The following is a 19987-nucleotide window of genomic DNA, read 5'->3' on the forward strand; positions in this document are numbered from 1 at the left end:
GGCCCCATCATGCCCGTGACATCGCCGGGCGGCAGCGCTACGACGCCTTCGGTGGACGCTGCGGGGCGCTCAGCGTGAACCCCGCCCACACATCGCGGCGGTCGACGCCGAGGTTCTTCTCGACGCATGTCACCCGGTCGAAGACCATCACCGGCCAGTCCGGATCGCCGTATGTCGGCCAGTCCTCGCTCGGAACACCGTTGCGCGCGAACGCCACCCAGCGCTCTTGCACATCGTCGACCACCCGTGAGGCATCGCGATGAGTAAAGCTCCCCGCCAAGAGCGCCCCGGCCGGACCACGGTAATTGCCGAAGACCGCGAGCAGCTCGGTGGCATGCGAGCCCTTCAGGCCCGCGGCCCGCACGGGCCAGGGCGCGTAGTCGAATTGGTACACGTATACCGGTGCGAATTGCTGATGCGCCCGGGCAATCCGCCACACCGAAGAGGTGAAGAACATGTCTCCGGCCAGCCGCAACCGGGCTTCCTTCGATGGATATCCCGGGTAGGCCCCGACAATCCGCTCGAGATACCCGGGCCCTCCGCGCGCAAGAATCTCCCGCTGTTCGACCTCGGATAGCGGCATCACCTTGATGGCCTTGGTGAAAAGCCTGGCTTCATCGGCGTTACTTCCGATGATCAGCGGAACTCGTTGCGCATCACCGTGTTCGATGGCATCGACAGGAGTACTCGGCAGATAGTCACCGTCGACCGAGGGCCCAAAGGGAAATCCACCCTCGACCATCAACGTGCGCTGTGCACGTAGGAGCTGCCGCGGCGAGGCGTTCATGACCGTCTCGGCAGCGTTATCAGGGCCAGCCCCAAGCAGTTCGGCGAATCGCCGGGCCTCATGCGCGACTGTATCGGCGCTGGCGGCCAGGCCGCTGGCGGTGCTTTGGATGATCGCGCGGTGGAACAACCCCGCGGCGGCGGGGTAGTCATCAGCGTCTCGACGCCGCTGGCACCGGCACTCTCGCCGAAGATGGTCACATTCTCCGGATCTCCGCCGAATTCGCGGATGTTGTCGCGAACCCACTGCAGCGCCAGCACGAGATCACGCAGGTACACGTTGCTTTCGATGATGTGCTCGGCATCAGACAGCGAGGACAGATCGAAGGCGCCCAGCGCCCCCACGCGATAGTTGGCCGACACATAGACGCATCCGCGACGCGCCAGTATCGATCCCTCGTAGGGAGGCGAGGCACTGGCACCGAGAAAATATCCACCGCCATAGATGTAGAACATCACCGGCAATGGACCGTCGGGCAGTTCCTCCGGCGTCACCACGTTGAGCGTCAGACAGTCCTCGCTGCGACGTTTCTGCGGAGTGAACACCTTGGGCTGGTAGGGCACCGCACCGAATCTCGTGCAGCGCCGGACGCCTTCCCAGGGCTGCACGGGGCGCGGCGCCCGCAGCCGTAGCGGCCCTACCGGCGGTTCGGCGTACGGGATTCCCCGGAAACGGCGCATTCCACGCCGCACAAAACCTTCAACAATGCCGCTGTTGACTTGCACTCGCTTCGGCGCCGCTGCCACGGATGCCAACCTAGCTCCCGCCGCGAGTGGTCACCGCCCCGGGCGCACCGCCGTGGGGCCCGGCCTGGTTGTCACGATGGTGGCCTGCGGTGGCGCGTTCCCCGGATCGGGCGCCGATGACAAGTGATTGTCGCCGGGAGCAAGACAGTCGGGCTCCGTCGATCCGCTGCACGCGGCCGGTTTCACCTGCACTACCGCCTGCAGAGCATCGGTATGGCTCGTCACCACCACCCCAGCCAGAACGGCCGCGCATGCACCGGCCGCGGCCATCTGACGCATCGACACCCTCCGCACGCTCGTCACGCTCGCGGCAAGACCGTGCTGGGGCGTGTCTTTGTCTGCGGGATGGTCGCCCGCGGCACCATGTTGCCGGGGTTCGGTCGCGCCGTCAGATGAGGATCGCCGGAGTGATCGCAGGTGGTATCGGCCTGCACCGAGCATTGGACCTTCGTCTGCTGCGTCGCGGGAACGGATTGCGAAACCGCCATCGCTGCCGCCACGCTGACGGCGATCACTGCACCACTGCACCAGTGCCATCATATGCATATATGCAAATATGACAGCTCTTGCTGCCTGAAAGGCCGGATCCCTACTAATTGCCTGTGAATCTCTAGAGCGCGGACGGCAGCGGCCCACGCGCCGTCTCATACGCCGCCCCGACCCGGTATAGCCGGTCGTCGGCAAGGGCTGGCGCCATGATCTGCAGGCCCACCGGCAGCCCGTCGTCGGCCGATAGTCCCGAGGGCACCGACATTCCGCAGTGCCCGGCCAGATTCAGCGGCAGGGTGCACAGGTCGAACTGGTACATAGCCAGCGGGTCGTCGACCTTCTCCCCCAACCGGAATGCGGTCGTGGGCGTCGCCGGGGTGACCAGCACATCAACCTGTTCGTAGGCCTGCTCCAGATCACGCTTGATCAGGGTGCGCACCTTTTGGGCCCGACCGTAATAGGCGTCGTAGTACCCGGCAGATAGCGCATAGGTGCCGATCATGATGCGCCGCTTGACCTCTGGGCCAAAGCCCGCGGCCCGGGTGAGCGCCATGACTTCCTCGGCGCTGTGCGTTCCGTCGTCGCCGACACGCATCCCGTACCGCATGGCATCGAACCGAGCCAGGTTGGAGGACACCTCGGACGGCAGGATCAGGTAGTACGCCGGAAGTGCGTATTCGAAGTGCGGACAGGACACCTCCACCACGTCGGCGCCCAACGCGGTGAGCTGCTCGACGGCCGCATCGAAAGACGCCATCACACCCGGCTGGTACCCGTCGCCACGCAGCTGTGAGACCACGCCGACACGTACGCCCTTGAGGTCACCGGCAGCACCGGCACGAGCAGCGGCCACCACATCGGGGACCGGTTCGTCGACCGAGGTGGAGTCGCGCGGGTCATGTCCGGCGATTACCTGGTGCAGCAGTGCGGTATCCAAAACCGTACGTGCACAAGGTCCGCCCTGATCCAGCGATGACGCGCAAGCCACCAGGCCGTACCGCGAAACAGTGCCGTAGGTCGGCTTGACCCCGACGGTGGCGGTGAGGGCCGCGGGCTGACGGATGGAACCGCCGGTGTCGGTACCGATGGCCAGCGGTGCCTGGAAGGCGGCCAGTGCGGCCGCGCTACCGCCACCCGAGCCACCCGGCACGCGCTCGGTATCCCACGGATTGCGGGTGGGTCCGTACGCGGAGTTCTCGGTGGAGGAGCCCATCGCGAACTCGTCCATATTCGTCTTGCCCAGGATCGGGATCCCGGCTTCACGCAGCCGAGCGGTCACCGTCGCGTCGTAGGGCGGAACCCAGTTCTCCAGAATCTTCGACCCACACGTGGTCGGCATATCCCGGGTGGTGAAGACGTCCTTGAGCGCCAGCGGAACACCGGCGAGGGCCGATGCGGGCTGATCGCCCCGTGCGATGGCGTCGTCGGCATCCTTGGCGGCGGCAAGGGCCTGCTCCCCCGCCACGTGCAGGAATGCGCGGTAGGTCTCGTCGGTACTGGTGATCTGGTCCAGATGCGCACGCGTCACCTCAACGGAGGACACTTCGCGGGAATGAATCAGCGTCGCCAGCGATGCAGCATCCTGCCTGATCAGGTCGGTCACTCTTCTTCTCCCAGGATCTGCGGAACCGCGAAACGCCCCTCGGCCACCCGAGGAGCCTGTGCCAGCGCCTCATCAGGGGTCAGGCAGTCGGCGATCACATCCGGCCGTGTGACATTTACCGCATCAAGCGGAGAACTCGTCGCATCGACCTCGTCGAGCTCATCAGTGGAAACGGCACTGATCTGGCTGACGTGGCCGAGGATCGCGTCGAGTTGCCCCGCGTATCCATCCAGCTCAGCGTCGGTCAGCGCAAGCCGGGCCAATCTGGCCAGGTGCGCGACCTCGTCACGGGATATGGCGCTCACGGCTAGATAGCCTAGAGGGCGGCCGTACCTGACCTGTGCCACAGTGTTGGACGTGCCGTCCTATCTGCTGCGCTTACAACTTGCCGACCGACCCGGAAGTCTGGGATCGGTCGCCGTCGCGCTCGGCACGGTGGGTGCGGACATCCTGTCCCTCGACGTCGTCGAGCGCGGTCCCGGGTATGCCATCGATGACCTGGTCATCGACCTGCCACCCGGTTCCATGCCCGACTCGTTGATCACCGCCGCCGAAGCGTTGAACGGGGTGCATGTGCATTCCATCCGCCCGCACACCGGGCTGCTGGAGGCACACCGCGAACTGGAACTGATCGACAGGGTGGCCGCCGCCGCGTCATCCGCCCGCCTGGAAGTGCTGGCCCAGGAGGCCCCGCACGTGCTGCGCGCGAACTGGTGCACCGTGGTGCGGCAGGAAGGCAGTGGCTTCATCCGGGTGGCGGGAAGCGCCGGTGCCCCGGAAACACAGGCCACCGCCGCCCCGTGGCTACCGCTGAGCCGGGCCCAGGTCCTGGAAACCGCAGCCGAATGGGTACCGCAGCTGTGGAAGGACATGGACACCACGCTGGCCGCCGCGCCACTGGGGTCCGGTGACACCGCCGTGGTCCTCGGCCGTCCCGGCGGCCCGGAGTTTCGCCCCTCGGAGGTGGCCCGCCTCGGCTATCTGGCGGGGATCGTCGCCACCTTGGTGCGATAGCGGCCTGTTCACAGGAACGGCACAGCCAATTCCCTGAGTCGCCCTGCACACTCACTGGCGTGACTGACATCGACGCGTCCATGAGCCGGACTCGTGAACGGCTCATCTTCGCTGCCATTCTGTTGACGATCACCGTGGTGTACCTCTGGGACAGAGGCCATAACGGGTGGTCCAACACCTTCTATGCGGCAGCCGTGCAATCAGGCAGTGAAAGCTGGAAGGCTTGGTTCTTCGCCGGCTTCGATCCGCAGAACTACGTGACGGTCGACAAGCCCGCGGGTGGTTTGTGGTTGATGGGATTGTCCGCCAGGATCTTTGGCTTTTCCAGCGCCAGCATGCTGATCCCGCAGGCCATCCTCGCGATCGTCAGCGCCGCACTTATTCGCGCGACGGTACGGCGGCAGGCCGGACCGTGCGCCGGCCTGCTCGCGGCGGCCCTGTTCGCTCTCATCCCGGTGGTCTCGGTGATGTTCCGGCATTCCAATCCCGACGCACCCATGGTGTTTGGCATGGTGGTGGCCGCATACTTCACCACGCGTGCAATCGATTCCGAGCGCTCACGCAGTGCCGCCGGCTGGCTGGCGCTCGCCGGTGCCGGTATCGGGTTCGCGTTCCTGTGCAAGACACTCGAAGGTCTACTCGTGGCTCCGGCTCTCCTCCTGGCCTACTTGGTGTCCGCGAAATGGCCGTGGAAGACAACGCTTCTACACCTGCTGGGTGCGGCCGGTGCTCTCTTGGCCGCGTCGGGTTGGTGGATGGCCGCCGTCGCGCTGACCCCGGCGGCCAGTCGCCCCTACGTCGACAACTCCACCGACAACAGTGAATGGACGCTGGCGGTTGGTTACAACGGCCTGGACCGCCTGCTCGGCGACAACTCGAACGGGATGGGCGGCGGCCGGGGAAGTGGCCCCTCGTTCTCGGGTACCCCGGGCATCTTCCGACTGTTCCAGGACACCCAGGCCGATCACATCGCATGGCTGCTTCCCACGGCGTTCATCGCGCTGATCCTCGGACTGGTCATCGTCAGCAGAACGCCGCAGACCGCGGGCTGGTTGGGCCGCCTGCGCACGATCACCACCCACCCCGCGGGAGCGGGCCTGGTTTTGTGGGGCACCTGGATGGTGTCCAACTACGTGATCCTCAGTTACATGGCCAAACAATTTCACCCCTATTACACCTCGGCCATGGCCCCCGCCATCGCCGGTTCACTGGCCATCGGCACGGTGCTGTTGTGGCGACATCGGTCCGGGCGCATCGGCAGGTTCGGGCTGAGCGCGCTCACGCTCAGTGCCACCGTCATGGCCTTCGTACTACTGCGGCGCATACCCACCTGGCTGCCCGGGCTGCGCTGGCTTCTGCTGATCGGCGGAATCGTCGCGGCCGTTGCCCTCGCCCTTGGCGCACTCGAGCGTAACGCGCGCCTGCGCTATGCCATTGCCACACTGGCCCTTGCAGTTTCGTTGGGAGGCTCGATCGCGTTCACCATCGCCAATGTGACCACCCCGAAGGTCGGGGGGCTCTCGACGTCCGGCCCGGCGATCGCCAATGAGGAGAAGTTCGGCGGCCAGGCACCCACGCCGCTGGACCCGGCACTGGCCGCGTTGATCAAGGATTCAGACGCCAGATGGCCGGTGGCGACCACCAATACCCGCACCGCCGCTCCCATTCAGTTGGAGACCAACGCACCCGTGATGGCGATCGGCGGATTCTCCGGCCGTGACAACCCCATCACCCTGCAGCAGTTCATCGATTACACGCAGGATGGCACCGTCCAGTTCTATGCCGAGTCCGTCAAGGATAAGGACAAAGACAAGGAGCAGGACAAACCGCAACCGCAGAAGGATGGCGACACCAAGCGGGTGGCCGATGACGTCCAAAAGTGGGTCGAAACCCACTTCTCCTCAAAGGATTACGGCGACCTACGAGTATTCGATCTGTCGGTTCCGCCGAAACCCTAGCGGCAGCTTCACTCCGACTCGGCGGGAGGTCCGTCGGCCAACAACGCCCGGAAGCCGTCCTCGTCGAGGATCGTCAGGCCCAGCTCAACGGCCTTGTCGTATTTGGATCCCGGCGCGTCACCAACGACGACGAATGCCGTCTTCTTGGACACCGAACTCGCGGACTTGCCGCCCCGGGCGATGATGGCCTCCTTCGCCTCATCACGCGAAAACCCTGGGAGTGAACCGGTTACGACGATCGACAAGCCTTCGAGATTGCGCGGTATCGACTCATCGCGTTCATCGGCCATCCGAACACCCGCGGCGCGCCATTTGTCGACGATGGCGCGATGCCAGTCGACGGTGAACCAGTCCACCACCGCCGCGGCGATCGTGGCGCCCACTCCCTCGACGGCGGCCAGCTGTTCGACAGAGGCTCCCTCGATGGCTTCCAATTCGCCGAACTCGGTGGCCAGCGCACGCGCCGCCGTCGGACCGACGTGGCGGATCGACAGCGCCACCAAGACACGCCACAACTGTTGCTGTTTCGCCTTATCCAGGTTCTCCAGCAGCCGACTTCCATTGGCGGACAACGCACCGTTCTTCGTTGTGAACAGGTCGGTGCGCAGCAGATCCTCGGCGGTGAGGCTGAACAGATCTCCCTCATCCTCGATGACACCTGCCGAAAGCAGGGCAATCGCCGCCTCATAACCGAGTGCCTCGATATCGAAGGCACCACGCCCCGCCACGTGGAATACTCGCTCACGCAGCTGTGCCGGGCAGCTCCGCGAATTCGGGCAGCGAATGTCGGCGTCACCCTCCTTCTCATGAGCCAGTACGGTGCCGCATTCGGGACAGGTTGTGGGCATGACGAATTCGCGTTCGGACCCGTTCCGCAGATCGGCGACCGGACCCAGAACTTCCGGAATGACATCCCCGGCCTTACGAATCACCACAGTGTCGCCGATCAACACGCCCTTGCGTTTGACCTCGGATGCGTTGTGCAGGGTCGCCAACGACACCGTGGATCCGGCCACCTTGACAGGGGTCATGTAGGCGAAAGGGGTAACCCGTCCGGTCCGGCCCACGCTCACGCGGATGTCGAGCAGTTCGGTCGTCGCCTCCTCGGGCGGGTACTTATAGGCGATGGCCCAGCGCGGTGCGCGCGAGGTGCTGCCCAGGCGGCGTTGCAGTGCCACCCTGTCGACCTTCACGACAAGGCCGTCGATCTCGTGTTCCACATCGTGGCGATGCTCGGCCCAATAGTTGACGCGTTCCTGAACCTGCGCAATGCCCCGCACATTGGTGGTGTGAGTAGAGACAGGTAATCCCCACTGCCCCAAAGCCAAATAGGCCTCGCGCAGGCTCTCCGGAGCGAAGCCCTCGGCACGGCCAAGCCCGTGGCAGATCATCCGCAGCCGCCGCCTGGCGGTGATGGCCGGGTTCTTCTGCCGCAGACTGCCCGCAGCGCTGTTGCGCGGATTGGCGAACGGCGGCTTACTCTCCTCCACCAGCGAGGCATTCAACGCCTCGAAATCCTCCAGCCGGAAGAAGACCTCGCCACGCACCTCCAAGAGTGCAGGTATCGGGTATTCCTTTGAGGCCGTGAGCCTTTCCGGCACATCCTCGATGGTCCTGGCGTTCAGCGTGACATCCTCGCCGCTGCGACCGTCTCCGCGCGTCGCGCCGCGCACCAGCACGCCGTTCTCGTACACCAACGAAAGCGCGACGCCGTCGATCTTCAGCTCGCACAGGTATTCCGGTTCTTCCCCGATATCGCCGCGCACGCGGGCATCCCAGGCCGTCAACTCCTCGGAACTGAATGCGTTGTCCAGACTGAGCATTCGCTCCAGGTGGTCAACCGATCCGAATTCGGTGACAAACCCTGCTCCACCCACCAGCTGCGTGGGTGAGTCCGGGGTCTGCAACTCGGGATACTGCGCTTCCAGCGCCTCAAGCTCCTTCAAGAGGCGATCGAACTCGCCATCAGAGACGACCGGGGCATCCTTGACGTAGTAGCGGAACTGGTGCCCACGCACCTCGTCGGCAAGCTCACGCCACTGGCGCTGCACGTCAGGATCCACATCGGCAGGCTAACCCACCCGCCCGACAGTCCCCGAACCCTACGATGGGCCCATGGGCACGCATCCCATCATGTTCACCGAGGAAGATCCCGGCCTGGCAGAACTTCGCCGGCTGGCACTCGCACTGCCCGAGGCTGCCGAACAGATCTCCTGGGGCCGGCCCGTCTTCAAAGCGGGCAAGATCTTTGCGATGTTCGGCGGCAACGCCAAAGGAGACGCCAAGGGCGAGATGATCGCCCACCCGTATTCCGTGCTGGTCAAGGTGGATGATTCCGAGCGCCCCGCGCTCCTCGAGGACGAACGCTTCTACTACCCGGCATACATGGGCCCCTACGGCTGGCTGGGGCTCGACGTCAGCACCGCCGATGTGGACTGGGATGAGGTCGCCGAGCTGCTCGATGCTTCCTACCGATTGATCGCCACCAAGCGGCTGATCAGGTTGCTCGATCAGCGCGACTGATCCCCTACCTATCCCTACACTGTGTTTCAAAGCTTTGCCCATTACTCGGAGAGACAGGCTGGGGTACGAATTGTCTGTTGCTAGCAGATTATGCGGCGGCCTCGCCGTGGCCGCGTTGGCCGCAGTGGCGTTGGCCCCTTCGGCCCTGGCCGACGGTCCCCTGGTGTTTCCCGGGATGGAGATCATCCAAGGGACTCAGAGCTGCACGCTCGGGTTCGTTGACCCCGACGCACGCTTCGGCCTCACCGCGGGTCACTGCGCCATGGATACCGATGGCCCGGTGTACGACTCGGCCGGCAATGTGATCGGCGTCCTCGTCATCGCCGGTTCCAACTTGCGAGACGGCGACCGGATCGACGGCACCAAGTACGTGATCGACTACGAGGCCATCAAATTCCGCAACGACGTCGCGATCAACGACATACTGCCCAACGGGATTCGGCTTGAGCGCGGCAGCGGAATCCAGCCGCACACCGGGCTGCCGGTCTGCCGCAACGGCGTCACCACCGGCGAGTCCTGCGGCACCGTCACCACGGTCAACAACGGCTGGTTCGAGATCGACGGACTACCCGCCGACCACGGCGACTCGGGCAGCCCGGTGTACTCGATCACCTCACCGGGGCATGGCGCCATCGTCGGAATCGCCCGCGGAACCACCCGCAGCGTTGAGACCGGCGTGGTGCAAACCACCGCGATTTCCTGGTCAACCGTCGTCAATCAACTGCGAGAAGACCTGGAAAAGGCACCCGACGCTCCCCCGCCACCTGGGCATTCACCTGCCCCGACCACACTTCCTGCACCAGAGGACGCCTCGTTCGCATAGGCTCGTAGCGACACGGAGAGTCGTGCCGCGTGCTCTCCTAACACTGGTCGGGGCTTTATTGACGGTGAACGTGGCAGACAGAGAGCTACGGCGTGACCAGTGTCGGCGACAACGGTCGACGGACCGAACCGCGGGGACGGTTCACGGTGTGGGCCGCGGCCCTCATCGTGTTGAGCGGTCTTGGCCTTGCGAATCCGGCTGCCGCACATGCGGACCCGTTGATTTATCCGGGCATGGAGATCATCCAGCGCCCACCCGGTAAGGAATCGCTGAGCTGCACCCTCGGCTTCGTGGATCCTGTCGCACGCGTAGGTGTCACCGCCGGTCACTGTGGCGGCAACGGGCCGGTGTTCACCAGCGACGGCGTCCGTATCGGCCAGCTCGCCGTGGCCCAGTCCAACATCAAGCCCGAAGGACCGCTGTCCCGCGACGACTACCGAATCGACTACGAGGGCATCGCCTTCGATGAGGGCGTGCCGATCAATAACGTGCTGCCCAACGGACTGCGGCTCGGAGTCGACCCGGCCGTCGTTCCCCGGGATGGTCTGGCGGTGTGCCGAGTGGGAATCACCACCGGCGAGGCGTGCGGTGCCATCGCCGGTTTCGGCAATGGCTGGTTCCTTGTCGACGGCCTGCCCGCCGATCACGGCGACTCCGGTAGTGCCGTGTACACCGTCACCTCCCCGGGCAACGCCGCCATCGTCGGCATCGTGAGCGCGCGCTTCACCGCCAATCAGACCCGCCGGGAGTCCACCGTGGCGTTGTCCTGGCCAACGGTGCAACAGCAGATCCGAAATGACATTACGGCGGCCGAGCGCCGCCCCGAGGTCGCGAGCCCCGTGGCCATCAATCCGCAGGCTCCGCCGATGGTCCTGCCTCCTGCGCCCTCCGATGACCGCCCGTCCGGTCCCGCGAGAATGGTTGTCCCCTAGCCGTCATGCGCCCGTCTTTCTGGATAACGACCATCGTCGCTGTGCTGTGCGCACTTCCCGCAGCCAACCCGGCGCCGGCACATGCCGACCCTCCGCTGGTGTATCCCGGCATGCTCATCTACCAGGGCTCGCTGAGCTGCACGCTCGGTTACGTCGATCCCGTGCTTCGGGTGGGCATCACGGCCGGGCATTGCGTCAACGGCGACGGCATCGTTCGCAACGGAGACTTCGCGGCGATAGGACACAAGATCCTCGCCCACGACAACCGTCCCCCCGAGGGCCCGGTGTACGAGAACGAGTACACCATCGACTACGAAGCGATCTCGATCGATGACGGATTGCCCGTCAACGATGTCATGGCCAACGGTCAACGGCTCGAACGCGATGACACGGTCACTCCCGATATCGGAATGCCGGTCTGCCGCACCGGCTTCACCACGGGCGACGCGTGCGGATCGGTAACCCGACTTGGCAACGGCTGGTTCAGGTTTAACGGTCCGGTGATCGCCAAGGGCGATTCCGGCGGCCCGGTGTACACCCATGTCGGCGACCGCACCGTGCTCGTCGGCATCATTCGCGGTTTCATGACAAGCCAGTCGGGCGATGACGTGCAGTCCTGGGCGATGTCCTGGCAGTCGGTGGTCAAGCAGCTCCGCGAGGACCGCAAGGGCCTGCTGCCCGCCTGAACCCGTAGGCTCACGCACATGAGCGACTGGAAAGCCTTCACCGTCGAGACCACTGGGCACATCGCCCAGGTCACCCTCGTCGGGCCCGGTAAGGGCAATGCGATGGGACCCGATTTCTGGCGGGAACTGCCGCTGATCTTCACCGAACTCGACGCCGACCCGGAGATACGGGCGATCGTGCTCGCGGCCGCCGGATCCCATTTCAGTTACGGGCTGGACCTGGCCGCGATGGCGGGCACCTTCATGCCGCTGCTGGCCGATAAGGCACTGGCCAAGCCGCGCACCGAGTTCCTCGACGAGATACGTCGGCTGCAGGCCTCGGTGACCGCCGTCGCAGCCTGTCGCAAGCCCGTGATCGCCGCGGTGCAGGGCTGGTGCATCGGTGGCGGCGTCGACCTGATCGCGGCCGCCGATATCAGGTATGCAAGCGCCGAGGCGAAGTTCAGTGTGCGCGAGGCCAAGGTCGCGATTGTCGCCGATATTGGCTCGCTGCATCGTCTTCCACCGATCATCGGTGACGGCCACCTGCGTGAACTGGCGTTCACCGGCAAAGACATCGATGCCACTCGGGCCGAGAAGATCGGTCTGGTCAACGACGTGTTCGACACCCCCGAGGCAACACTGGCGGCCGCCCATGCCACCGCCGCCGAGATCGCGGCCAACCCCCCGCTGGTGGTGCAGGGTGTCAAGGACGTGCTGGGCCGCGAGCGCGAGAGCGTCGTTGCCGACGGCCTCAAATACGTGTCGACCTGGAACGCCGCGTTCCTACCGTCGGAGGACTTACAGGAAGCCATCGGTGCGGTCTTCGAGAAGCGGGAACCCGACTTCAAGGGGCGCTAGGTCTCTCGGTAGCGGCCCCAGTGCACGGCGTCCTCCAACGGACGCCCGCTACGCCAGCCGAATCGTTCCAGATCGGGCCGCTCGGCGAACTCACGTACCGGCCCGACGCACAACCAGGCGATCGGTCTGATGTGCGTTGGCGCGCCCACTAATTCGGCCAGGAACTGTTCCTCGTAGAAGGACACCCAGCCGACACCGATCCCTTCGGTGACCGCGGCGAGCCACAGGTTCTGGATGGCGAGCACCGCCGAAAACAGGCCCGCGTCGGCAATGGTGTGCCGCCCCAGGACATGCGGACCACCCCGGCCGTGATCGTAGGTGACCACCACCCCGGTACCGCTTTCACAGATTCCTTCAATCTTGATGGGATCAAAGGTGTTTCGCCGCTCCGCGGGAAGGCTGTCCGCGAATCGCTCACGCTGCTCGGCAACATGCGCCGCGAAGTCCTCCAGAACCTCCGACTCGCGCACCACCACGAAATCCCATGGCTGACTGTTCCCCACGCTGGGTGCGCGATGCGCGGCCTGCAGCAGCTTCACCAACGTCGCATCGTCGATAACCTCTCCGGTGAACTCCGCGCGTACATCACGGCGGGTGGCGATGGCCTGGTAGACGTCCATCACAGCGCATCCGGGTCGGCATCGATCAGATCACTGACCTTGCGCGTCAATTCGGTTGCCTTGCGCGCCCATGGGAGATCGGCTCCGGCGAGACCACATCCGGCACTGATGCCGATGCGATCCCGCAGCACTGCACGTCCAAAGCCCAGCTTGTCGGCCAGCGCCGCGGTAGTGGTCGCCAGCACGTCCGATGAGATGGGCACGGCCGGCGAAAGGGAGGGAATCACACCGAGTACGGCGACCTTACCCGTGTCCAGCACCGAGGCCAGTCCATCGAGTGCCTGCGCATCCGCCAGGTATGCGGCATCCACCGCGATCCCACGAATGTCGGCCCCGCGCAAGAGCTCCCAGGGAGGGTCGGCGGCACAACAATGCACCACCAGTTCGCCACCCACCGCCGCAGCGCACTGGTCCAACAGAGCCGTCGCCGTCGACGCGTCGACGGGATGCACCGGTGAGAACATGCTGGTTCCCGACAGTCTGCCGTCCAGTGCGGCAGGCAGAGAGGGTTCGTCGAGCTGCACCAGTACGGGAACACCGAGTCGACGAGAAAGCGTGGCTTGATGCTGCGCCAGCCCTTCCGCCAGAGATCCCGCCAGGTCTCGCACCGCTCCGGGGTCGGTGATCGCGCGATGACCATTGGGAAGTTCCAATTGTGCGGCGAGCGTGATCGGCCCGGGACCCTGCACCTTCACCGCCCGGCCGCTCCCCCGATGCCCACCGCGCTCCCACTCCTCTTCGAGCGCGTCCATGTCCTCGTCCAGGAATCCGCGCGCGCGTCGAACCACCGCGCCGGGTCGGGCTGTCGTCCGGTAGCCGGTGGGTGAGACGTCGAGGGCGATATCCACCAGCAGTGCCGCGGCCCGGCCGATCAGATCGGCACCCACTCCGCGCGCGGGCAGCTCCACGAGGTGAGGCAGCGGTAGCTCGGCCACCACGATCTCGGTCGCGGCTCGCACCTGTTGCCCCGGCCAAGAGCCCAGGCCAGTTCCGTTCGCCCACATGTTCACCCAGAGAACGTTAGGTGATGAGCGATTCGATCGGACCCTTGGCGAAGTAGACGACGAATAATCCGGCCACCACGTACAGCAGCGGGTGCACGGCGCGAAGCCGAGCCCCGCGCTCCCCCGATACAACAGCCAGCACCACCCAGCTGATGAACCCGACACCGATACCGTTGGCGATCGAATAGGTAAACGGCATGGTCACCACGGTCAAGAAGCAGGGCAACGCATACTCGAAGCGGGTGAGATCGATGCTGCGCAGCTGGCCGATCATCATGGCGCCCACGACCACCAAGGCCGGCGCCGCCGCCTCCAGCGGCACCACCGAATACAGCGGGGTGAAGAACATCGCCGCCAGGAACAGCAGACCGGTCACCACATTGGCCAGGCCGGTCCTGGCGCCCTCGGCGATACCGGAGGCAGACTCCACGAACACGGTGTTCGAGGACGAGGAGGAGACGCCTCCAACGACCGCACCGACGCCCTCGACCGATAGTGCTCGTCCGATTCCCGGCAGAGTGCCGTGTTCGTCGGCCAGACCGGCTTCCTTGCCCAGACCGGTCATGGTTCCCATCGCGTCGAAGAAGTTCGACAGCACCAACGCGAACACCAGCACCGTCGCCGACAGCGCACCCACCCGGGCGAATGCGCCGAACATGTCCACCTGGCCGAGCAGACTCAGATCCGGCAGGCCGCCCGCCGAGGACGGCCAGGCGGGCACGGTGAGATTCCATCCCTTGGTATCGGCGGGCTGCGCACCGCGTTCGGTCAACGCCTGCGCGATCATGGAGATCCCCGTCATCACGACGATGCCGATGAGCAGTCCGCCACGAACCTTGCGCACCACCAGAATTCCCATCAGCAGCACGCCCGCGGCGAAGATCAGGGTCGGGATGGTGGCCACCGAGTTGTCGATTCCCAAACCAACCGGCACGGTGGTGTTCGCCGCGTCGGGGATGCGTCGGACGAACCCCGCGTCGACGAAGCCGATGAATGCGATGAAGCATCCGATTCCGGCGGCGATCGCCGCCTTCAGCTCATCGGGAATGGCATGGAACACCGCGGTGCGGAAACCCGAGATACCCAGCGCCACAATGATCAGACCGTCGACGATCACCAGCCCCATGGCCTCGGGCCAGCTCATCTGCGAGGCAAAGGAGACGGCGAGCAGACTGTTGATGCCCAGTCCCGCGGCAAGCGCGAACGGGTAGTTGGCGACGAACCCGAACAGTATGGACATCACCCCGGCCGCCAGCGCCGTCACCGCCGCCACTTGACCCACCGGCAGCACATGGCCCAGCACGTCAGCGTTATGCGCCCGTCCCGGCTCACCACCGATGATGAGCGGGTTCAGCACCACGATGTACGCCATCGCAAAGAAGGTGACGATCCCGCCGCGAACTTCCCGTCCCAGCGTCGACTGTCGCTCGGAGATCCGGAAGAACCGATCGACTAGGCCATTCATAGCCGTTGAAAGTACAGGCCTCGGTTGCCGGTCGCCCGCCGCGATCGAGCGCGAGCCTCACGCGGGATTTTGCGGCGATTTCCGCGTCAGGCTCGCCCTCGGCCTCCGGTTCGGGAACCGGTGGGAGGAGGGACTTTCCAACCCCAGGTAGAGGACCTTCGTCACTAGGACGGTGTGCGGCCATCCGGTCGAATATAAGTGTCACTTTCAGACACAGATAACTCGACCGAATCCGAGGACCGCACCGTGCCGCAGAAGGAATACACCGACCTCGAGCTCCTCCACGAGCTCGAACCCGTGGTGGAGGAGAACACTCATCGCCACCTCGGCGTGTTCAAAGAGTGGAACCCGCACGACTACATCCCGTGGTCCGAGGGCAAGAACTACAAGGCATTGGGCGGGCAGGACTGGGATCCCGAGCAATGCCAACTCTCCGAGCTGGCCAAGGTCGCCATGATCACCAACCTGCTCACCGAGGACAACCTGCCCGCATATCACCGCGAGATCGCCATGAACTTCACCATGGACGGACCGTGGGGCACCTGGGTGAACCGGTGGACGGCAGAAGAACAGCGTCACAGCATCGCGATTCGTGACTATCTCGTCGTCACGCGGTCCGTCGATCCGGTGGAACTGGAGAAGCTGCGTGTCGAGCAGATGACCCGCGGGTTCTCCCCCGGACAGAACCGCCAGGGCGGCGACCACATGTTCGCCGACAGCCTGTTCGATTCGGTGGCCTATGTGTCATTTCAGGAGTTGGCCACCCGTGTTTCGCACCGCAACACCGGCGTCGCCTGTGCCGAACCCATCGCGCAGGAACTCCTCAAACACATCTCCAATGACGAGAACCTGCACATGATCTTCTACCGCAACATGGTCGAGGCCGGTCTCGAGATCGCACCCAACCAGGCGGTGAAATCGATTCACAAGGTTCTCGACAACTTCACGATGCCCGGCTACACGATCCCCGGCTTCCGCCGTAACGCGGTCACCATCGCCACCGGCGGCGTGTACGACCCGCAATCACACCTTGCCGAGGTCGTCCAGCCGGTGCTGCGCAAGTGGCGCATCTTCGAGCGTGACGACATCAACGGCGAAGCCGAGTGGTACCGCGAAGACCTGCACCGCATCATCACCGACCTCAAGAAGACTGCCAGCGATTTCGAAGAGGTCAAGACCAAGTACTTGGAGCGTCAGGCAAGGCGCGCCGAGCGGATGGCCGCCAAGGTGTAACCCTCCGTAACGTCGACATGGGCAAACGGCGATATCCCGTTCAGTACGATTGGACGGGGCCGTCTGCCGGCCGACGGGGATGAGAGGGATACATGCGCGCGGTCAAGACGCTCTCGACGGTGTTCGGCATCGCCACGATGTTCGCGGCGACTGTCACCGGCCCTGCGATCGCGTCGGCCGAACCCGTGGCGGGCGCCCAGCTGGTCGCGATCGGAGATTCGTTCATGGCGGCGGGTTCGAACGCCGCCGGTATCACCGGCCCCGTCGGCACCGCCTGCAACCAGGCGACCGACAATGTGGCGCACCTGGTCGCGACGTCATTCCCGCAGATGACGTTCGCCGACTACTCCTGCGTAGGCGCACTCTCCACCGACGTCTACACACCCTCCACCCGCGGCCCGCAGAACACGGGACTGTCCCCGGCCACCAAGGTGGCGGTCGTCTCCATCGGCGGCAACGACGCCGGATTCGAGCAGATCGCCACCGACTGCCTGTTCGCGTTGAGCTGCCCGCCGGAGAAGAAGGCGCAATTCAGCGCCAACGTCGCCTCGGTGGGCCCGAAACTCACGGGCGCGTACGCCGCCATCCGTCAGGCGGCTCCGAACGCACGCGTGTTCACGGTGGGCTACCTGCCCATCCTTCCCCCGGACGCCAAGGGGTGCCTGGTCGGCCTGATCAACACGCAAGAGACCATCACCTTCCTCAATGGTCTGCAACGGCAGCTCAACGACACGATCGTCTCCGAATCGTCGAAAGCGGGATTCACCCCGGTCATCCCTGCCACCAGTAGCGACCACAGCGTGTGCGCATCAGATTTCCAGCGCTACGTGTCGATGACGGGTACCGGCGTCGGCGATGAGGGAATCCCGATGCACCCCACCGCACCCGGACGGCAGTACGTCGCTGAACGCATCGCGATCGCCATGCGCTCGGCGGGAGTTCAGGGAACCTAGCCGCGCGTGATGATGGCGCTGCCGAGCACCTCGTCACCCTCGGCGTCGGGCCGGTACAGCACCACCGTCTGCCCGGGCGCCACACCGCGCAGGGCGGTACGCAGTCGGACCTGAATCCGCTCGGCCCCCGGTTCGACAATCGCGTCCACCACCGAACCATGCGCGCGAACCTGAACCTGGCACTCGATGGGCCCGGTCGGCACCTGCCCCGAGGTCCACACCACCGGCTCTCCCCCGAAATCCCAAATCTCAAGTTCCTCAACGGTTCCCACCCGAACGGTGGCCGTGTCGGCATCGATCGACGTGACGTATCGGGGACGACCGTCGGCGGCAGGGCCAACCAGCCCGAGCCCCTTGCGCTGACCGATGGTGAACTCGTGCACCCCCGCATGGGTGGCCAACACGCTGCCGTCGGCGTCCACCACATTCCCGCGACGCACACCGATGCGCGCACCGAGGAACGCCTGGGTATCTCCGGAAGGAATGAAGCAGATGTCATGGCTGTCGGGCTTGTTCGCGACAAGCAGACCGCGCTGCTCGGCCTCGGCCCGGATATCGGGCTTAGGACTATCGCCTACGGGGAACAGCGCGCGGCTCAGCTGCTGCGGTGTGAGCACTCCCAGCACATAGGACTGGTCCTTGTCCGCGTCGACCGCACGGCGCAGCCTGCCGTCCTGCAACCGCGCGTAGTGGCCGGTCGCCACGGCATCGAAGCCCAGCGCGATGGCGCGGTCGGCCAGCGCCGCGAACTTGATCTTCTCGTTGCACTTCACACACGGATTGGGGGTACGCCCCTCGGCGTAGGCCTCGACGAAGTCGTCGATGACGTCTTCTTTGAATCGATCGGCGAAATCCCAGACATAGAAGGGGATTCCGAGCATGTCGGCAACACGGCGGGCATCGGCGGCGTCCTCTTTCGAGCAGCATCCCCGCGATCCGGTGCGCAGTGTTCCGGGTGCCGCCGACAGCGCCAGGTGCACACCGACAACATCGTGTCCGGCATCCACCATGCGTGCAGCCGCAACCGACGAGTCGACTCCCCCGCTCATGGCCGCCAGCACCCTCATGACCGACCCCCGGCGCTGGCCAGGGCAGCGGCCCGGGCGCGCGGAACAGCGATCCGCAGTGCCTCGAGGGCACGTGCCACATCCGAGGCCACGGAGGTGTGGCCGAAGGTGAATCGCAGCGATCCACGCGCGGCTTCGGGGTCGATACCCATCTCGATGAGCACATGCGAGGGCCGCGCGACGCCCGCCGTGCACGCCGAGCCGGTTGAGCACTCGATACCGTTGGCGTCCAGCAACATCAGCAGGGAGTCGCCCTCGCATCCGGCAAAGGTGAAATGCGCGTTTCCGGGCAATCTGCCGTTGCCGGCCGCGCCGTTGAGCACGGAGCCCTCGATCTGGGTCAGCACCTGATCGATCAGCTCGTCTCGAAGTGTTTTCAGTGTTGCAGCGCCCTCGCATCGTTCGGACACAGCCTCGACCAGCGCGGTCGACATCGCCACGATCGCCGCCGTATCGGGCGTGCCCGAACGGATGTCACGTTCGTGGCCACCACCGTGAAACAATGGGACACAAGCGGTTTCACGACGCAGCAGCAGTGCACCGACCCCCATCGGGCCGCCGAACTTGTGCGCGGCCACACTCATCGCCGACAGTCCACTGAGGGCGAAATCGACATCGAGCTGACCTACCGCACCGATGGCATCGCTGTGCATCGGAATATCGAATTCGGCAGCGATGGACGCCAACTCACAAATGGGGTTGATCGTGCCGACCTCGTTGTTGGCCCACATCACCGTGATGAGCGCGACGTCGTCGTGGTCGGTGAGGGCCGAGCGCAGTGCCGCGGCAGTCACCATGCCGGTGTCATCCACCGGCAGCCACGTCACGTCGGCGCCCTCGTGATCGGCGAGCCACTGCACCGCATCGAGCACAGCATGATGCTCGACGGCGCCGGCAATGACGCGAGTACGGCGCGCATCGGCGTCGCGACGTGCCCAGTAGATGCCCTTGATGGCGAGGTTGTCGCTCTCGGTACCGCCGGCGGTGAAGATCACCTCGGACGGTCGGGCGCCCAGGGCCGCGGCGATCGACTCCCGCGATTCCTCAACCCGGCGCCGGGCATCACGCCCCGACCCGTGCAGCGAGGCGGCGTTCCCGGTCTGGGCCATGGTGGCCGCCATCGCCTCGATGGCGGCGGGGCGCATCGGGGTGGTTGCGGCATGGTCCAGGTAGACCGCACCTTCAGCTGGGGTTCGAGCAGCACACATAACGCATCCAGGATAGGTCCCACCCAGGTGGGCTCG

The 19987-nt window shown here is 65.2% G+C and carries 19 protein-coding genes and 1 pseudogene; 9 read left to right on the top strand and 11 right to left on the bottom strand.

From position 1 onward, the window contains the following. Positions 1-37 precede the first annotated feature (37 nt). From MSTE_RS16305 to gatC, 5 genes and pseudogenes are all read right to left on the bottom strand, one after another. A pseudogene (locus MSTE_RS16305) lies at positions 38-1533 on the bottom strand (carboxylesterase/lipase family protein). Positions 1534-1563: 30 nt separating this feature from the next. Then, positions 1564-1812: a hypothetical protein gene (locus tag MSTE_RS16310; RefSeq protein ID WP_157997693.1), complete on the bottom strand. Its 249-nt coding sequence runs from the start codon at positions 1810-1812 to the stop codon at positions 1564-1566. 20 nt (positions 1813-1832) lie between these two features. Then, positions 1833-2048 (bottom strand): hypothetical protein, encoded by a 216-nt coding sequence (locus MSTE_RS16315; RefSeq protein WP_231896905.1) that lies wholly within the window; start codon positions 2046-2048, stop codon positions 1833-1835. Positions 2049-2143: 95 nt separating this feature from the next. Beyond that, positions 2144-3625 carry an Asp-tRNA(Asn)/Glu-tRNA(Gln) amidotransferase subunit GatA gene (gatA, locus tag MSTE_RS16320; RefSeq protein ID WP_096502741.1) on the bottom strand — a complete coding sequence of 494 codons (1482 nt, stop codon included), beginning with the start codon at positions 3623-3625 and terminating at the stop codon, positions 2144-2146. Then, positions 3622-3930, bottom strand: a complete 309-nt coding sequence (gene gatC / locus MSTE_RS16325) for an Asp-tRNA(Asn)/Glu-tRNA(Gln) amidotransferase subunit GatC (protein WP_030094135.1) — start codon at positions 3928-3930, stop codon at positions 3622-3624. Before gatC ends, gatA begins: the two co-directional genes overlap by 4 nt. Positions 3931-3973: 43 nt before the next feature. Here gatC and MSTE_RS16330 point away from each other — a divergent pair, with 43 nt between their 5' ends. Both MSTE_RS16330 and MSTE_RS16335 read left to right on the top strand, forming a co-directional pair. After that, positions 3974-4639: an ACT domain-containing protein gene (locus tag MSTE_RS16330; protein WP_162291446.1), complete on the top strand. Its 666-nt coding sequence runs from the start codon at positions 3974-3976 to the stop codon at positions 4637-4639. A gap of 80 nt (positions 4640-4719) precedes the next feature. Next, a complete protein-coding gene (locus MSTE_RS16335; protein WP_096502743.1) occupies positions 4720-6597 on the top strand; it encodes an ArnT family glycosyltransferase in 1878 nt (625 codons plus the stop codon). A gap of 8 nt (positions 6598-6605) precedes the next feature. On the opposite strand, the gene ligA is transcribed toward MSTE_RS16335, so the two are convergent. Further along, positions 6606-8660 (bottom strand): NAD-dependent DNA ligase LigA, encoded by a 2055-nt coding sequence (ligA, locus tag MSTE_RS16340; RefSeq protein ID WP_096502745.1) that lies wholly within the window; start codon positions 8658-8660, stop codon positions 6606-6608. A 52-nt stretch (positions 8661-8712) separates the two neighbouring features. On the opposite strand from ligA, the gene MSTE_RS16345 reads away from it, so the two are divergent. The 5 genes from MSTE_RS16345 to MSTE_RS16365 all read left to right on the top strand — a co-directional run bounded on the left by MSTE_RS16345 (position 8713) and on the right by MSTE_RS16365 (position 12401). Beyond that, on the top strand, positions 8713-9120 hold the full coding sequence (locus MSTE_RS16345; RefSeq protein WP_096502747.1) for an MmcQ/YjbR family DNA-binding protein: 408 nt from the start codon (positions 8713-8715) through the stop codon (positions 9118-9120). A gap of 70 nt (positions 9121-9190) precedes the next feature. Further along, the gene (locus MSTE_RS16350; protein WP_030094140.1) at positions 9191-9943 is read left to right on the top strand and encodes an Rv1815 family serine proteinase; all 753 of its coding nucleotides are present in this window, start codon (positions 9191-9193) and stop codon (positions 9941-9943) included. Between the two features lie 92 nt (positions 9944-10035). After that, positions 10036-10875, top strand: a complete 840-nt coding sequence (locus tag MSTE_RS16355) for an Rv1815 family serine proteinase (RefSeq protein WP_096502749.1) — start codon at positions 10036-10038, stop codon at positions 10873-10875. Positions 10876-10880: 5 nt separating this feature from the next. Then, on the top strand, positions 10881-11561 hold the full coding sequence (locus MSTE_RS16360; RefSeq protein WP_096502751.1) for an Rv1815 family serine proteinase: 681 nt from the start codon (positions 10881-10883) through the stop codon (positions 11559-11561). A gap of 18 nt (positions 11562-11579) precedes the next feature. Beyond that, complete coding sequence (locus tag MSTE_RS16365) at positions 11580-12401, top strand: crotonase/enoyl-CoA hydratase family protein (protein WP_096502753.1); 822 nt, start codon at positions 11580-11582, stop codon at positions 12399-12401. Here the strand turns inward: MSTE_RS16365 and bluB are convergent. From bluB to MSTE_RS16380, 3 genes are read right to left on the bottom strand one after another with little or no spacing between them, the layout of a single operon-like run. After that, positions 12398-13021: a 5,6-dimethylbenzimidazole synthase gene (bluB, locus tag MSTE_RS16370; protein WP_096502755.1), complete on the bottom strand. Its 624-nt coding sequence runs from the start codon at positions 13019-13021 to the stop codon at positions 12398-12400. The genes MSTE_RS16365 and bluB overlap by 4 nt on opposite strands. Further along, positions 13021-14025, bottom strand: a complete 1005-nt coding sequence (locus MSTE_RS16375) for a methionine synthase (RefSeq protein ID WP_096502757.1) — start codon at positions 14023-14025, stop codon at positions 13021-13023. The genes bluB and MSTE_RS16375 overlap by 1 nt, the downstream gene beginning before the upstream one ends. Before the next feature lie 16 nt (positions 14026-14041). Next, positions 14042-15490, bottom strand: coding sequence for an NCS2 family permease (locus tag MSTE_RS16380; RefSeq protein WP_096502759.1), 1449 nt, complete (start codon positions 15488-15490; stop codon positions 14042-14044). Between the two features lie 246 nt (positions 15491-15736). Between MSTE_RS16380 and MSTE_RS16385 the strand changes: the two genes are divergently transcribed. Beyond that, positions 15737-16723, top strand: coding sequence for an acyl-ACP desaturase (locus tag MSTE_RS16385; RefSeq protein ID WP_096506004.1), 987 nt, complete (start codon positions 15737-15739; stop codon positions 16721-16723). Positions 16724-16815: 92 nt separating this feature from the next. Continuing rightward, the gene (locus MSTE_RS16390) at positions 16816-17676 is read left to right on the top strand and encodes an SGNH/GDSL hydrolase family protein (RefSeq protein WP_096502761.1); all 861 of its coding nucleotides are present in this window, start codon (positions 16816-16818) and stop codon (positions 17674-17676) included. Here MSTE_RS16390 and mnmA read toward each other — a convergent pair. Continuing rightward, positions 17673-18743, bottom strand: a complete 1071-nt coding sequence (gene mnmA / locus MSTE_RS16395) for a tRNA 2-thiouridine(34) synthase MnmA (protein ID WP_096502763.1) — start codon at positions 18741-18743, stop codon at positions 17673-17675. The two genes, MSTE_RS16390 and mnmA, sit on opposite strands and share 4 nt — an antisense overlap. Continuing rightward, positions 18740-19951 carry a cysteine desulfurase family protein gene (locus MSTE_RS16400; protein ID WP_096502765.1) on the bottom strand — a complete coding sequence of 404 codons (1212 nt, stop codon included), beginning with the start codon at positions 19949-19951 and terminating at the stop codon, positions 18740-18742. Before MSTE_RS16400 ends, mnmA begins: the two co-directional genes overlap by 4 nt. Positions 19952-19987 lie beyond the last annotated feature (36 nt).

It is taken from the genome of [Mycobacterium] stephanolepidis (genome assembly GCF_002356335.1).
Lineage (GTDB): Bacteria > Actinomycetota > Actinomycetes > Mycobacteriales > Mycobacteriaceae > Mycobacterium > Mycobacterium stephanolepidis.

Coding starts and splice junctions, on each gene's coding strand:
- MSTE_RS16310 (WP_157997693.1), bottom strand. CDS start 1,812: ATGCGTCAGATGGCCGCGGCCGGTGCATGCGCGGCCGTTCTGGCTGGG.
- MSTE_RS16335 (WP_096502743.1), top strand. CDS start 4,720: ATGAGCCGGACTCGTGAACGGCTCATCTTCGCTGCCATTCTGTTGACG.
- MSTE_RS16345 (WP_096502747.1), top strand. CDS start 8,713: ATGGGCACGCATCCCATCATGTTCACCGAGGAAGATCCCGGCCTGGCA.
- MSTE_RS16360 (WP_096502751.1), top strand. CDS start 10,881: ATGCGCCCGTCTTTCTGGATAACGACCATCGTCGCTGTGCTGTGCGCA.
- MSTE_RS16365 (WP_096502753.1), top strand. CDS start 11,580: ATGAGCGACTGGAAAGCCTTCACCGTCGAGACCACTGGGCACATCGCC.
- bluB (WP_096502755.1), bottom strand. CDS start 13,021: ATGGACGTCTACCAGGCCATCGCCACCCGCCGTGATGTACGCGCGGAG.
- MSTE_RS16375 (WP_096502757.1), bottom strand. CDS start 14,025: ATGTGGGCGAACGGAACTGGCCTGGGCTCTTGGCCGGGGCAACAGGTG.
- MSTE_RS16380 (WP_096502759.1), bottom strand. CDS start 15,490: ATGAATGGCCTAGTCGATCGGTTCTTCCGGATCTCCGAGCGACAGTCG.
- MSTE_RS16390 (WP_096502761.1), top strand. CDS start 16,816: ATGCGCGCGGTCAAGACGCTCTCGACGGTGTTCGGCATCGCCACGATG.
- mnmA (WP_096502763.1), bottom strand. CDS start 18,743: ATGAGGGTGCTGGCGGCCATGAGCGGGGGAGTCGACTCGTCGGTTGCG.
- MSTE_RS16400 (WP_096502765.1), bottom strand. CDS start 19,951: ATGTGTGCTGCTCGAACCCCAGCTGAAGGTGCGGTCTACCTGGACCAT.